Origin of the sequence: Nostoc flagelliforme FACHB-838, assembly GCF_014698065.1 — a bacterium.
In the GTDB taxonomy this organism is placed as follows: Bacteria; Cyanobacteriota; Cyanobacteriia; order Cyanobacteriales; family Nostocaceae; genus Nostoc; species Nostoc flagelliforme_B.
In genome coordinates this window covers 23,874-39,574 of the sequence record NZ_JACJSI010000062.1, presented here as the reverse complement: position 1 = coordinate 39,574, position 15,701 = coordinate 23,874, and the positions used below count along the sequence as shown (strand labels likewise).

The following is a 15,701-nucleotide window of genomic DNA, read 5'->3' as shown; positions in this document are numbered from 1 at the left end:
ACTCTATTGCCTGAATTACCTTCTGGCGTAAGTCGTAACTGTAAGGTTTTGGCATGAGCTTTCCTTGAGCTGAACGCTTCATCTGTATCTAGTTTTACTTTACTCACTAATTATACTGTTTGTCCTAACCGCCTTGGCGCTTGCTATACTTATTATCTTTAACCCAAGCGTATTGCTATATAGCAATAAATCATTCGTACATAACAAGATTCCCGACTTCTTTAAGAAGCCGGGAATCTAAACCAAGTTAATTGGCAAAAAGCGTTGATTTAACGGGGTTTTACCTTACAGTAGTATTAATACTGGCGTAAAATTGCAGATAATGGACTATTTTTACGAAGATCCATCAAGTCTGCTAAAGGTTCTGTATGTGTATCCAGGTGATGCTTGTGTTCTGCTGGTAGAACCGTTACCAAATGCTTTGTTTTAGCTTGCATCTGCATAACCGGCATCAATTGTGGCTGTGGCACAAAGATTGGCTGCTTCTTGGGAAGATGTGGTTCCAATCTTTGGTAATTGTTCTGTGCCAAGCGTGCCTGATAACGATTAACCTGTTTTTGGACTTTTTGCGGTTGCTTTGTCCGGTTGAGCATTCGGAAAATCAGCAAAGAACCACTACCACAACTGAGGGCGATCGCAGCTATCATCCATAAAGGTGTAGGATTACCATTCTCAGAGGGCAGATTGATTGGTTCTTCAACTATAACTGGGATTTTTTCTGGTTCTTCTTGTGGTACCGGGCCTGCATTACCTAAGCTATACAAGGCAAAGGCACCACCTCCCATAAACATGGCTAAAAACCCAGTTAGCAATAGCCAAGGATGGTGTGTAACCAGATATATCAGAACATTCGAGCTTTGTTTTAGTCTCGATTTCCTGTTTGTCAGCTCTGGAGTAGCCCTTTTGAATTGGGTTCGCTCGCGCTGTACACTCTGACGTTTTTCCATGATTACTTTCAGATTTGTACCCCTCTAGTCAATAAATTGTACTGGAGGAGTCAAGCATCAGGTATCCGTAACAAAATTTCCGATTCAAGTAGCTTTTTTGTAAAATAGAAACTACTAAATCTGGCCAATTTTTGCCAAAGTTATGTATTTATTGTGAGTTTTGGCCGTAATAATCTGAAATCAATTCGGTTATTTTATCCCTCAATTAGGAGAATGCCTTTCAAGAGCAAGTTGAATTAACCGATCAACTAATTCTGGAAAAGAGACTCCACTATGGGCCCAGAGTTGGGGATACATACTCGTTGCAGTAAAGCCTGGCAAGGTATTTATTTCATTAATGAAAACTTCTTGTGTTGCTTCCACATAGAAGAAATCTACTCTTGCTAACCCCGCAGCATCAACAACTGCAAAGGCTTGTAAAGCCATGTCCTGAATTTTACGGATGATCGCATCTGGAAGCTGTGCAGGTATCAGTAAATCTGCCCGACCTTCTGTATATTTAGTTTCGTAATCATAAAAATCGCTATCATAAGTAATCTCTCCAACGACAGAGGCTTGAGGTTGATCATTACCTAAAACGGCGCATTCAACTTCCCTGGCGACGACACCGGCTTCGACAACTAGTCGGCGGTCATAACTAGCAGCATTATCTAAGGCAGCTTCTAATTCTTGGCGCGATCGCACTTTAGCAATACCCACCGATGAACCCAAATTAGCTGGCTTGACAAAAGCAGGATAACCTAATGCTGCCTCAATGTCATCACACAGTTTCGGAAATACGCAAGGATTAGACCAAACCTGCGCTCTAGTTATCGCTTTGTATTTTACCTGTGGTAGTCCTGCTTGCTCAAAGGCCATTTTCATGGCAATTTTATCCATCCCCAGTGCCGAACCTAATACCCCAGAACCAATAAAGGGGACTTGCATCAAAGTTAGTAACCCTTGAATTGTCCCGTCTTCACCGTTGGGGCCATGGAGGATGGGAAACCAAACATCTACTTGGGCAACTTGAGAGGGAGATTGCCACTTACTCAGGGTTTGGGTTTGAGGGTTGGATGTGAGATTTCCAACAGATGTTGATTGTTCAGATTCTAGAAGCGGAGTACCGGTTTCTAAAACCTTTTCGGGTGCTTCTCCGGCTAGCCAGCGTCCATCTTTTTGGATGTAAAAAGGCAGTATTTCGTACTTATTAGCATTTTGCTCTGCACTCAAGGCTTTAGCGATCGCCCGTGCTGAGTTGATCGAAACTTCATGTTCTCCCGAACGACCGCCAAATAATAACCCCACGCGCAGTTTAGTCATTTTGGGTTCCTCGACACTTCTCAAGCAGATAGCGTATCACAACCTACAAAAGTTGCCATATTTTTCTATATTATTTTTTTGCCCCTGCTCCCTGCCCCTTGCCTTCAATTAAAATAATCGTGTTGTCAGCTACAGTTATATTCCAGGAAAATGGGCAACAATATTGATAAATAACTAGAAATGCAGCCCTACCTGTAAAAGATGCTGCCGTTTCATGAAACCCAGAATTATTGTTTGTGGCTTAGGACGTACCGGATATAAAACCTTTCGTCTGCTGAGACATCAGGGAGCCTTCGTTGTTGGCATTCATCACCAATCTATCCCTGGCGAAACAGCAGGGGATGTGATTGTTGGCGATTTACAAGCAGCTTCTACCCTAACAGCAGCAGGAATTCAACAGGCACACACTTTAGTCATCGCTGGATCTAAAGATGCTCTGAATTTGTCTATTATGATGCAAGCACGGGTGCTGAATCCCCAGATTCGGATTATCAACCGTTTTTATAATACAAATTTAGGGGAGCGCCTAGATCAAAGTTTGCCAGACCATTTGAGTATGAGTGTTGTCGGATTAGCAGCACCCGTATTCACTTTTGCAGCAATGGGAAACCGAGCGATCGGACAAATCAAATTATTTCAGCAAACTTGGCCAATTCACGAAGAATACATCGATGAAAACCACTTCTGGAGGGGTTTAAAGCTGAGTGAATTGTGGGAAGACCGATCGCGGATGATGATTTATTACTTGCCAGTAGAAGGTGAGATGGATTTGGTGTCAGGTGTAATATCCGGGCAAGAGATACAAGTAGGCGATCGCTTAATTGTTGGCACTCAACCTCGCATCCGTTCTCACCGGAGATCATTACTGAGAAAACTGTTGAAAGCCCTCACCAATTTTAGGCAGTTTCAGCAACACGGGCGATCGGTAGTGGTGGGTGCTATTGTGCTATTGGCGGTTATTGCGATCGCTACACTCACTTATATGTCGGCTGAGTTGAGTTTGTCTCCTGTCGATGCTCTATATTTTTCTGTCGGCATGATTACCGGAGCCGGTGGTAATGACAAAGTAGTAGAAAATGCTCCTAACAGTATTAAGTTATTTACAGTTGTGATGATGCTGGTTGGAGCAGTGGTGATTGGTATTTGGTATGCCATGCTCACCGATTTTGTCTTAGGAAGCCGCTTTAAGCAATTTTGGGATGCCGCCCGAATTCCCCAACGATATCACTACATTGTTTGTGGCTTAAGTGGTATTGGAGTAAGAATTGTCCAGCAACTCCACGCTAGTGGATATGAAGTTGTAGTAGTTGAACCCGACTCCAACAATAAATATATCAATACCGCCCGCGAACTCGGTATTCCCGTCATTCAGGGCGATGCAAGCTTTCGCACAATACTTAAATCCAGCAATATAGACTCTGCCGCCGCAGTGCTTGCTGTTACTAGCAATGATGCCACCAATCTGGAAATTGCCCTCAAAGCCAAAGGCTTGACACCCAGCATTCCGGTGATTGTTCATTATGCCGATCCCGATTTTGCTGGCATAGCGCAACAGCTATTTGGCTTCGAGGCCGTGCTGAGTCCGGCTGAACTGGCAGCCCCAGCTTTTGCCGCCGCTGCACTAGGGGGACGCATCCTCGGCAATGGCATTACAGCAGATAGTCTTTGGGTCGCTTTTGCAACTGTGATTACACCTTCACACGTCTTTTGTGGTCAGTGGGTAAAAGATGTAGCAATGTCTGCTGATTGTGTACCTTTGTACGTAGAAACAAACCACCAAACTCTTCATGGTTGGGATTTGCTAGAAACTAACCTCTGTGCTGGCAATGTTTTATATATGACTATGCCAGCAACGCGACTATATCAATTGTGGCGGCATGAGGAAGTTTGCGAATCACACGTTTAATACAAAATTTGGGTGATTAATTATAATAAAATTTCTCAATGCAGGTTGGGTTGAACACCTGTGAAACCCAATATGAACAAGAATTAAATGTTGGGTTTCGTTCCTCAACCCAACCTACAGATATTATAAATCGTCATCTAAAAGTTTCTATCAAGCTTTCAAATGACGACTTCGCACACGTTCAGGGCTACCAGTAGGAATCGCAGCAATTAATTTTTGCGTGTATTCTTCTTTGGGTTCTAGATAAATACTTTCGGCTGTGCCTTCTTCAACAATTTGACCGCGATTCATGACTAAAATGCGATCGCTCATAAATTTGACTACACTTAAGTCGTGAGAAATAAAAATATAAGTTAGCTGAAAATCTGACTGTAATTCTTTGAGAAGATTTAATACCTGCGCCTGTACGGAAACATCCAGTGCTGAAACTGATTCATCGCAGATGATAAACTTAGGATTTAACGCTAAAGAACGGGCTATGCAAATCCGTTGGCGTTGACCGCCAGAAAACTGATGGGGATAGCGGTTAATCGCATCTGCACTCAACCCTACTCGTTCCAAAAGTTCAATTACTCGTTGCCGTCGTTGTTGCTTTGTCTTACCCACGGCATGAATTAACAATGGTTCCATCACCGCGTCCCCAACCTTCATTCGTGGATCGAGGGAACTGAAAGGATTTTGAAAGACTATTTGCATTTCCCGCCGCAGTTTTTGCAACGGTTCTCCTTTAAGGCTAGTAATATCTTGTTTCTCAAAGATAATCTGACCACTCATCGGTTCAATTAATCGCAACAAAGTTCTGCCAAGGGTGGTTTTACCGCAACCAGATTCTCCCACTAAACCTAGTGTTTCCCCTGGTTTAACATCAAAGGAAACGCCATTAACTGCCATATTGTAGCGTTTTGTACCACCAAATGCCCCGCGCACTGGAAAACCAACTTTCAGGTTGCGGATTTGCAGCAGGGGTTCCTTTTCATCGAAGTTTGCTAATCTTGCAGCAATCTCTTCCGTGGTGACTTCTGTGGGATGTGCGGGTTCTTTAGGCTGAATTACTACTTGTCCTGTTGCTGTCTCTTCTACACTCATGTAGTCAGAAACGGTAAGTAATTTTTGGAGACGGCGGTTGAGTGTAGGGCGACAGGCTATCAATCCTTTGGTATATGGATGCTGGGGAGTGCTGAAAATTTGTTCAGAAGTACCAGATTCGACAACTTTGCCTTTGTACATCACCGCTACTTGGTCAGCAATTTCTGAAATTAGCCCCAAGTCGTGGGTGATGAAAATCATTGCCATGTCACGGCTTTGTTGTAGTTCTCGCAGTAACTCCAAAATAGTTGCTTGCACCGTCACATCCAAGGCTGTGGTTGGTTCATCGGCAATTAAGATTAATGGATTGCAAGAAATTGCCATTGCAATCATCACCCGCTGCAACTGACCCCCAGAAAGTTGATGGGGGTAGCGTTCCAGCATGGCTTCTTTGTATTCTTTAACCAGCCGTGGTAACTTTAATGGATCTAGTTTCGCTGAATTGCTGTTGGTTTGATGCCAAGTTTCAATACACTGCTTCTGTATTTCCTCATCGTTAGGTAGAAGCTTTACCTCTTGCAGACCTGCGATCGCAATTTGTCGTGCTTGGGATGCTGACACATTTTGATGCCGCATAATCGCTTCTGTTAGCTGAAACCCAATGTCATAAACTGGATTGAGCGAACTCATCGGTTCTTGAAAAATCATGGCGATGTCGCCACCCCGGTGTAACTGCATTTGCTCAGGAGGCAATTTTACCAAATCGATGGGGTTGGCATTCTCCTGTGGACGAAACCAGATTTCACCGCCAGTAACTATACCGGGAGTCTGCAACAAACCCATCACTGCTAGGGCTGTAACTGATTTACCACTCCCCGATTCTCCTACTATTCCGAGAGTTTCACCTCGATGCAGATCGAAGGAAATACTATCCAAAGCTCTGACAGTGTTGCCATCACTGGGAAATTCAACTTGTAAATTGCGAACCTCTAGGACAGTTTCTCTCATAGGAGTTGGGTGTGAATCTTGACTGAAAATTATTTGGATTTTAACAATAGTTTTGATGTATATGTAGGTAAATTTGGTTTTTACACTCCTCGGCAGTTTTTCAGTGCTTAGACCTGAACCACATATTGACATCACCTACTTCCACAATATACACGCATTTCTGATGTATAACTGCTTTTCAAAAGGTCTGAGTTCGTGAGAATTTAATTATTGGCGTTGCATATTTGCGGGATGATTTGGCAACTTCTAAAATTCTCCCCCTGCTTCCTCTGCCTCCCCTGCCTCCCCTGCTTGCCTCAATTCATCCCACTGTTCTGCAACGCCTAATTATTTAATGGGTAACGTAAACCAGAAGGTTGCCCCTGCATCCAATGAACTATTCACACCAATTTCACCACCGTGAGCATTGATGATTTGCTTACATACGTACAACCCCAATCCCAAACTTACAGAATTGCGAATACTTGCACCTTGAAAGTAAAGGTCAAAAAGCCGAGCGCTTTGTTCTGGAGTAATTCCCACGCCGTTATCACTAACAGTACAATAAATGTTGTCATCCTTACAGATAGCGTTGATTATCAACAGCAATCCAGGGGGATTATGTTTCAAAGCATTAACAATTAAGTTAGAAAAAACTCGCCATAGTTGGGTAGGATCAGCATCCACCAATGGTAAATCTGCGGATACCAGATTTGTCAGCTTGGCCTGATTTTGTGCTAACAATGGTTCTAAATCAGCGATCGCCGCTTGGACAACTGTCAGTAATTGTACTGGCTTAAGTTGTAAACCAATACCTTGTACTTCGCTGATATGAGCTTCCATCAACGAATTAATTAAATTAAGTTGGCGATCGCTACTTTGAATCATCCGCTCTAAAATTGAGCGGGAAACCGCAATATTTTCCTCTGAACGAGCAAGCAAATTCTTCAACACCATTAAACTACCCAATACTGGGTTGCGTAAGTCGTGGGAAACTGCATGGAAAAATACTCGTAATTCTTCTTCAGTTTGCTTGCGCTGGGTAATGTCTTCAATTAGACCTTCGTAATAAAGCAGTTTTCCTTGTTCATCGCGTACTGTATAAGCTTTTTCCGAAATCCAGACAATACTTCCGTCTCGGCGATAAATTTGAGACTCAAACTCCGAAATACTGCCATACTTTTCCATCAGACGCACGAATTCTGCGCGGCGGTTCGGATCAACGTACAATTGCTCAATGTCAGTGAAATTTGCTGTCACCTCCTCTACCAAGGAGTAACCATAAATACGTGCTAATGCCGGATTTGCTGTAATGTAACGTCCATCGGGACTGCTTTGAAAAATTCCTTCAACGGCGTTTTCAAAAATGCTGCGATATTTCGCTTCGGCAACCTTGAGCTTTTGATACGCAGATTCCACCTCTTGACGGGCGTAAAACTCAGAACGTTGCAGGCGATCGTATAGATAAACACCGATATCACATATAGTACAAAACCAAAAAATGTATAAAATGAACGTTATATTATATATTTCTGGGTGATCGGGGATTGGTGTTTTTAGTCCAAGTGCCGTATTCACACCAAAATAGTAAATCAGTACACTCACTTGAGTCAGCAAGTGAAGAATCCAGCAGACGGGCATCAAAACAGCTTGGCTCAAGAACAGCAGCGACCAACCGATGGTATCGGGTAGTGCAAAACCTGTAAGAGTTGCAAACAACTGCGATCCTAAACTAATTGACCAAGAAGACCCTAAAAATAATAAATCTGGACGATGACGGCCTAATTTAGTTTTATGTAAGGCAAACCAAATCATTACACTCAAAAGCATTGCAATATTAATTACAAGGCGTTGAGTTCTAATTACTTCTGGCAGCTTCTGCACCTCATGAAAAGGGAAAAATAAGCCGTAAATGTCTCGTAAAGTAAAAGACAACAGACAGATCAGCGCCAGCCATAACCATAAACGCAATCTCTGCCATAAAAAACGGTTACGCCAATCTTTGTAAAGAGTAGCGATTTCGTCTGCTGTTGGTGCAGAAAAGGTTCTTCTCCACCAGCTTTGCACTGTTGTAAATGGAGTAGCCATTAGCATCCGAGCAACTTTGCCCATACCGTCGAGGGTATTTCCCTAACTCAACATTCCTATCAATAACACCCTCTCATTTTTTGGTCAGTTATGGGCGATTTTTTACGGATGAAGTGAAGAGAGGTAGTGTAAACCAAAAAGTTAACCCACGCTTGCGGTTACTGATCACACCGATTTCGCCGCCATGTGCCTTAATAACTTTCCGACAAAGATACATTTTTAAGCCAATGCTTGTGGAGCAGCAGTCTTGGGGATCGCGGACATGGAGATCGAAAATGCGATCGCACTCTACTTTACTCATTGCCACACCGTCATCTTGAATCTGAGTGCGAATCATTCCCGCCTCAACGGTAGCACTTAGGGTAAAATTTAACCCTGGTGGATTATTTTGTAAACTATGTGCAATTAGATTTGTCAAAACTTTCTGCAACCAAGTTCCATCCGCCATCACTAACGGTAAATCTGCGGGAACCAGATTCTTCAGAGTCGCTTGATTTTGTGTGAGTATAGGTTCTAAATGGGCAAATATTTCTCTTAGTAGGGCGCTAAATTGCACAAGTTCGGGTTTGATATTAATACCCTGTTGTTCACAGGAATTAATTTCTAGCAATGAGTTAATCATCGTTAGTTGGCGATCGTTGCCTTGAATCATCCGCTCGATAATTGAGCCAGATACTGGGATTGGGGATTGGGAGGAGGCAGAGGACAAGGAAGAGGATGGAAAATTACTTCTTTCACCTCTACTCCCTGCTCCCTGCTCCCTTGCTTCTACCCCATTCGCCACTCCCTGATTTAACAAATTCTTTAACACCATCAAGTTACCCATCACCGAAGTTCGTAAATCGTGAGTAACTGTATGCAAAACTACATCTTTGACGCGATGCAATTTTTCAACTTCTTGCATTTTTTGCTGCAACTGCGCTGTTCGTTCTTGTACTTGGTGTTCTAAATTAGCGTTGAGTTCTGCTAGTTTTTGGCATATTTGGCTTTGCTGAATAGCGATCGCTACTTGTTCTGACATCTGCTGTAACAAATCAATTTCTATTGGCTGCCATTGACGCGAACCTGAGCATTGATTGGCAATTAACGCCCCAAATAATTCGTCACCTAGCATAATTGGTACAGCTAAGGTAGCCTTCGTTTGGAATTTTTCACAGTGTGCTTTGACTTTCGCAGATACTGTTATTTGCGTTATGTCTTCAACGACACGCACAAGATTATCTTTTAGTAAATTTCGCAATTCTTGGAGATAATCTTCATCATTAGTAGACCAACCTGAGACTGATGGGTATTTGGGATCTACTGATTCGGCAAGAGTTCTGACTCCTAAATTGGCATTATTTAAACCAATGAAAACTCGATCTGCTTGCAAAAAGTGCCTGACTTCCGTCACGGTGGTTTGGAGAATTTGCTCTAAGTTAAGCGAAGAGCGAATCCGCACTAAGGTTTCTGCCAACAAGCGATCGCGTTGGGCACAAATGCGGAATTGTGCTTCTACCTGTTTGCGTTCTGTAATGTCGTGATGCACTGCTAAAATGGAAGGTATACCATCCAAATCAATGACTTCGGCTGAAAGCAGTGCTGTAATTATCTTGCCAGACTTTTGCCGAAACTCAACTTCCAAGTTACGAGCGACTCCCGTGGTTTGCAACTCCTGCACTAAGTTTTGGCGATCGCGATCGTGTACCCAAAGATTTAACTCAAAAGAAGTTTTACCAATCGCCTCATCTCGCTCATAACCAGAGAGTTTCACAAAACTGTCGTTAACTTCGATAAAGCGTCCTTCTTGTAGCGTACTAATAGTAATTGAATCGGGGCTACAACTAAAAGCTTTAGCAAATTTCTGGGCCAGATTTTGTAAGGCGACCTCTGCTTGTTTGCGTTCTGTAATATCTCGGACAATTGCTAATACCTCATCTTGACCACTCACTACCAACCGTGCTTCATAATCTCTAAGTCCCAAAGATGTTGTTAGTTGATATTCACAAGTTTGCAAAGTTCCAGAATCTAAAGTTTTAGCCATCGTTTCCAGGCTAATTGCTGCAACGTCACTAGGCAATAACTCACGCACATGTTTCCCAACTATTTCTTCTCTTAAAAGGGTGACATTTGCTCCCTCACTTTTCAAATCTAGATACTCGCCATCACGACTGATGCGAAACATCAAATCGGGGATAGCATCCAAAATGGCTTTATACCGCGCCTCACTCTCTTGCAACTTTTCTTGGGCTTGTTTTCGGTCTGTAATATCCATGACTAAGCCATTCCAAAGCAAATCGCCTGCTTCTCGTAATTCGGGTTGCGAAGTACCTTGAATCCACTTAAGTTTGCCACTTGGCGTAATGATCCGACCTTCCCAATGCCAAGGTGTAAGATTGGTGCTAGAAACAGCAATAGATTCTGCAAAAGCTTTTATATCATCTGGATGAATCAGTTTGCGTAGTACCTGAAAGTCTGCCTGTATAGCCTCTGGTTCTAATTCATACAAATATTTACAACCAGAACTAATATAAGGGATAAGCACAGAACCATCCCGCCGTTGCAGAATTTGGAAAATCATCCCCGATAAATTGGCAGCAATTGTTTCCAACAGAGTGATATTCCCTGGTGGAAAATCTGGTTTATGTACTGATTTTACAATTTCATCCACTCTTCGACCCTTTGATATATAAGCAATTGGCATAATATTCAAGGCAATCATAGCCATTATCAGGGATTTTCGGCTGTCGGCACGATCACTAACAGCAGAAAAAGCAGCTCTACTTTCAGAGTAGTTGTGGATGCTGCGATCGCATTCACCCAATCGGGTGAACCAGTTGTCAAAGAGGAAATCAATGTAAGAGCTTTATTTTTACAACAAATTTATTTACCTAGCTATAGCTGACTTGACAGACTACTAAAATAGATATACTGCTTCCACTCAAACTGATAACATGAATACTACCACCGTCAGTTTACCTCCTACCCTTGAGTAAGGACACAGCAATGCTCTGCCCCTACAGCATGGTCTATTTATGATCGCAGGATAATTAAGAAAAGCCTGAAAACTTCCTATTTTAGGTAATTCACATCACGACACATTTGTACAGTGCATAAGTCCTAAAATTTTACGAAGTCGGGTATTTGCGGTTTGCAATTCTCACAAATTCCAAGATAGATTATGATAATTTAATTTCCTAAATAGCCCAGACAAGTACTTCCAAAAACTCTTTAAGAACTATTTCATCATTCAAAACAGAAAATGGAATATACCAGCAATAAGGATTAATAGAAATTGATGTTCCTATGACAGACTTAAATCGAGTCAGAAGTTCTGCTTTTTTTTCTTCTAAGTTGAATGGTGACTCGTAGGCGCGAATTTCTACAGTGGCATTACTCCAAACTTGGAAAAAAGTGCGATTTTTTCCCTTGTATCAGCTAGTAGCTTTTGTAGCCCATTCTCTGATTCCTAGGGTTATTCCTTCATTTCAACTAATTGAGAATTATCCTAAATCAAGTAAATACCACCACTCATAAAAACTCCGTTGTATTGACCTAATTTAAGGTTCCCGGTTTCATGAGAAGTGAACACCCATTCAGCGAGTTTGTACATTAAAAAACTGAGATAATCAACTTTGATCGCAACAATCAGATAGAAAGTAGTTTATCGATACATTTAATCTAGTTTTACCTAAAGACAGAAACTAATAATAGACATTCCAAAGTAGGGATACTTTGTAATACATCCAAGGAGATACAAATGCAATTACAACAGATATCAGTTTTAGAAGAAACTCTTTGGCAAGCAGTTCTAAATCGAGATCCCGCAATTGACGGCAAGTTTTTCTACGGTGTTCGCTCTACAGGCGTTTATTGCCGACCTATTTGCCCTAGTCGCAGACCAAATCGCAATCAAGTTTGTTTCTTCCAGTCGGTACAAGAGGCTGAAATTGCAGGTTTTCGAGCTTGTAAGCGCTGTCAACCACAATTTGAAACAGTTCCAAATACAGCTAAATCCAAAGTTTTAGCAGTATGTCGATATATTGAAGCACAAGGCGATCACATCCCAACCCTCTCAGAATTATGTTCTGAAGTTGAAATGAGTCCCAGTTACCTGCAAAGAATATTTAAGCAAATAATTGGCGTATCCCCCTTTCAATATGCAGATGCGCTACGTAGCCAACGATTGAAGCAGCGTCTTCAGTCAGGAGAAGAAATTGCTCATGCAGTTTACGACACAGGATATGGTTCAAGTAGCCAACTGTATGAGAAAGCACCTAAACAACTGGGAATGACACCAAAAACTTACCGACAAGCTGGAAAGACAATTAAGATTGTCTATGCGATCGCTCCATGTCCACTAGGATATTTGCTTGTGGCAACAACAGAGAAGGGTATCTGTGCCGTTAAACTAGGTAATGAAGCAGACAAGCTTGAACACATTTTGAACCAGGAATTTCACCAAGCGCACATCATACGTGATGACCATACACACAAGGAATGGATACAAGCAATCCTTGACTTTATTGCGGGAGGCGAAGCACATCTCAATTTGCCACTTGATATCCGTGGCACAGCATTTCAAAAACAGGTGTGGGAAGCATTACAAAAAATTCCCTATGGCGAAACCCGCACTTACACTGATATTGCTCGTAATATTGCCAAACCCCACGCAGTCCGCGCTGTAGGTAATGCTTGTGGAGCTAATCCGATCGCGCTGATTGTACCGTGTCATCGGGTGCTGCGGAGTGATGGCAGTCTTGGTGGTTATCACTGGGGAATTGAGCGTAAACAAAAACTGCTTACACAAGAATCGAAATTTCTCAAAGATGACTCAAACACCTGAACTAGAATCGTTGACTGAAGAAAGTCTTACCCGTGGTTTAATGGTGCTTGCCAATCTCGATAGCGATTTGGCTTGGATTTTAGAAACACTGGGGTCTCCACCAATGTGGAAAAGAGAACCGGGTTTTGCAACGCTGTTGTGTATAATTCTGGAACAGCAAGTTTCCGTAGCGGCTGCAAGGGCTGTATTTACGCGACTATGTGCGGTTGTTGTAACTTTAACGCCAGAAAATTTTCTGATATTAGATGATGTTCAATTAAGAGCGATTGGATTCAGTCGGCAAAAGATTTTATACTGTCGTGGGTTGGCGAATGCAATGGCAACTGGTCAGCTTGACCTAAACAAGCTGGAAGGAATGGATGAAACTACTATCAGAACTGAGTTAAAGCGTCTCAAAGGTATCGGAGACTGGACAGTTGATATTTATTTGCTCATGGCGCTGCAACGTCCTGATGTCTTTCCTAAAGGCGATTTAGCGATCGCGATCGCTCTACAAAAACTCAAAAATTTAGCGACGCGTCCAACACCAGTGCAACTAGAAGCAATGACACAGCACTGGCGACCGTGGCGAGCAGTTGCGGCAAGACTTCTATGGCACTATTACCTAAGTAATCCCAAATAATTGCTCTTTCTCCCTTGACGCACTTGGCGGTTCGTATAATAAATATAAACTAAATGGCAGAAAATCAATTAAATCTAACACAAGAAAAGCCTGATAACGCTTCAACGATTCTGCCGATAATCATAGTAATAATTGCATTATTCGCTTTATCTTCAACAGCAATATTTATTAAAATTTCTCTTAGAGAAATGAGCGCTGTTGCTACATTCTTTAATCGCTTATGGATAGCGACTATTATCTTTGGTTTATGGAGTGGAATTAAGCAAGCACATATTCAAATTACAGAAGATAAACCTGTATTACCACAGCAGTCTTATCCAATCAAAGAAATAGGTTTCTTAATAGCAGTGGGTCTAGTTCATGTATTAGGCCGATTATCTTGGACTTGGTCGCTAACTCAGACTGGTGCTGCGAATGCTAATGCTTTGGGTAGTCTCAATCCGCTATTTACTACTTTAGGAGGATGGCTATTTTTTAATCAAATTTTTGGGCGTAAATTTATTATCGGTCTAATCTTAGCCATAATCGGTGCGATCGCAGTTGGATTTGAAGATTTATTGCGCTCCAATAACAATATTACAGGTGATGCTGTTGCCCTCATATCATCGGTTTTTTATGCAGCGAACTTTTTACTTATCGAGCAGATCCGCAATAAGTTTTCAGTTCTCACGATACTTCTGTGGCGTTGTGTGATTGCAACTACATTGATGATACCAGTAGTACTAATCTTTGAAAAACAAGTTTTTCCAGTTACTTTGTCAGGGTGGTTAGTAGTATTTGCGCTAGCTTCTATTTGCGAAGCTTTGGGTCATGGGCTAATTATATACAGCCTCAAAAACTTTTCATCAGGATTCATCTCTTTACTCTTACTACTCAATCCAGTGATTGTTGCAATTCTTGCTTGGATACTATTCTCGGAAAACTTAAGTATTTTTAACTTGTTAGGATTGGCTCTAATTTTAGTGGGTATATATCTTGCAACTTCTAACAAAGAATCTATACAATCTAAAGTTAATGCCCATATCCAATCTCCAGCAGAAAATGGATCTTAAAAAGTTCCCATTCAGATGCAGTACAAAATTATATCGCAAGGTGTAGGGGCACGGCATGCCGTGCCCCTGCGGATGTACTTATTGGTTACAGTTTACCAGTGAATACCTTTTGGGCCGGGCCTGTCATATAAACTCGTTGGTCGATTTCTGACCATTCAATTTGCAAAGGGCCACCAGGTAATTCTATAGTCGCGGTGCGATCGCATTTCCCGGTTAACACTCCAGCTACCAAGGAAGCACAAGCACCAGTACCACAAGCTAATGTAATTCCAGCACCCCGTTCCCACACCCGCATTTTCAAATAGTCACGACGCACCACTTGCATAAATTCGGTATTTATGCGTTGGGGAAAAACTGAGTGATGCTCAAATTTCGGGCCGATGGTTTCTAACTCAATTGCTGCGACATCTTCCACAAAGGTAATGCAGTGGGGATTTCCCATATTTACACAGGTCACATCCCAAGTTTTCCCCGCCACCTCTAACGGCTGGGAAATGACTTTTTCTTCATTGGGTGTAAGAGTGGTGGGAATTTCGCCAGCGAGTAACCTGGGTAAACCCATGTCTACTTTAACTAGACCATTAGATATGAGTTGGGGAGTCATTATACCACCCAAAGTATGAATGCGATATGAGTCTTTATTTCGGGATTCACCTTCTAAATCAGCCAAAAAGCCAGCTAAACAACGAATGCCGTTGCCACACATTTCTGGTTCTGAACCATCGGAATTAAAAATCCGCATGGTGTAATCCGTGCCATTTTCTCCAGGTAAAGCAAAAATTACACCATCAGCACCGATACCAAAATGGCGATCGCACAACTTAATGGCTTGCTCTGGAGTCACTACAGGCTCAGATGACGAGCGATTGTCAATCAGAATAAAGTCGTTACCTAGACCATGATACTTAGTAAATTCGATTGCCATTTCTTCAAGGATGAATTATCA

General features: G+C 42.1%; 10 protein-coding genes. 4 read left to right on the top strand and 6 right to left on the bottom strand.

What is annotated here, in order from left to right:
- Positions 1-296: 296 nt before the first annotated feature.
- Together H6G97_RS24285 and H6G97_RS24280 are read right to left on the bottom strand one after the other, a co-directional pair.
- Positions 297-947 carry a hypothetical protein gene (locus tag H6G97_RS24285; protein WP_242055181.1) on the bottom strand — a complete coding sequence of 217 codons (651 nt, stop codon included), beginning with the start codon at positions 945-947 and terminating at the stop codon, positions 297-299.
- A gap of 201 nt (positions 948-1,148) precedes the next feature.
- Positions 1,149-2,249: a D-alanine--D-alanine ligase family protein gene (locus H6G97_RS24280; protein WP_190943195.1), complete on the bottom strand. Its 1,101-nt coding sequence runs from the start codon at positions 2,247-2,249 to the stop codon at positions 1,149-1,151.
- Between the two features lie 214 nt (positions 2,250-2,463).
- Here H6G97_RS24280 and H6G97_RS24275 point away from each other — a divergent pair, with 214 nt between their 5' ends.
- Complete coding sequence (locus tag H6G97_RS24275; protein WP_190943194.1) at positions 2,464-4,155, top strand: NAD-binding protein; 1,692 nt, start codon at positions 2,464-2,466, stop codon at positions 4,153-4,155.
- 150 nt (positions 4,156-4,305) lie between these two features.
- Here the strand turns inward: H6G97_RS24275 and H6G97_RS24270 are convergent, their stop codons facing one another.
- The 3 genes from H6G97_RS24270 to H6G97_RS24260 form a co-directional block, all read right to left on the bottom strand.
- Positions 4,306-6,189: an ABC transporter ATP-binding protein gene (locus H6G97_RS24270; RefSeq protein WP_190943193.1), complete on the bottom strand. Its 1,884-nt coding sequence runs from the start codon at positions 6,187-6,189 to the stop codon at positions 4,306-4,308.
- A 327-nt stretch (positions 6,190-6,516) separates the two neighbouring features.
- On the bottom strand, positions 6,517-8,280 hold the full coding sequence (locus tag H6G97_RS24265; protein ID WP_190943192.1) for a PAS domain-containing sensor histidine kinase: 1,764 nt from the start codon (positions 8,278-8,280) through the stop codon (positions 6,517-6,519).
- Positions 8,281-8,344: 64 nt separating this feature from the next.
- Positions 8,345-10,963: a sensor histidine kinase gene (locus H6G97_RS24260; protein ID WP_190943191.1), complete on the bottom strand. Its 2,619-nt coding sequence runs from the start codon at positions 10,961-10,963 to the stop codon at positions 8,345-8,347.
- 1,032 nt (positions 10,964-11,995) lie between these two features.
- On the opposite strand from H6G97_RS24260, the gene ada reads away from it, so the two are divergent.
- Genes ada through H6G97_RS24245 form a run of 3 tightly spaced genes read left to right on the top strand, consistent with a single transcriptional unit; the run spans position 11,996 to position 14,755 of the window.
- Positions 11,996-13,081: a bifunctional DNA-binding transcriptional regulator/O6-methylguanine-DNA methyltransferase Ada gene (gene ada / locus H6G97_RS24255; RefSeq protein WP_190943190.1), complete on the top strand. Its 1,086-nt coding sequence runs from the start codon at positions 11,996-11,998 to the stop codon at positions 13,079-13,081.
- The gene (locus H6G97_RS24250) at positions 13,065-13,703 is read left to right on the top strand and encodes a DNA-3-methyladenine glycosylase family protein (protein WP_190943189.1); all 639 of its coding nucleotides are present in this window, start codon (positions 13,065-13,067) and stop codon (positions 13,701-13,703) included. The genes ada and H6G97_RS24250 overlap by 17 nt, the downstream gene beginning before the upstream one ends.
- 53 nt (positions 13,704-13,756) lie before the next feature.
- Complete coding sequence (locus H6G97_RS24245) at positions 13,757-14,755, top strand: DMT family transporter (RefSeq protein WP_190943188.1); 999 nt, start codon at positions 13,757-13,759, stop codon at positions 14,753-14,755.
- Positions 14,756-14,840: 85 nt separating this feature from the next.
- Here H6G97_RS24245 and dapF read toward each other — a convergent pair whose 3' ends face one another.
- Positions 14,841-15,680 carry a diaminopimelate epimerase gene (dapF, locus tag H6G97_RS24240; RefSeq protein ID WP_190943187.1) on the bottom strand — a complete coding sequence of 280 codons (840 nt, stop codon included), beginning with the start codon at positions 15,678-15,680 and terminating at the stop codon, positions 14,841-14,843.
- Positions 15,681-15,701: the final 21 nt, after the last annotated feature.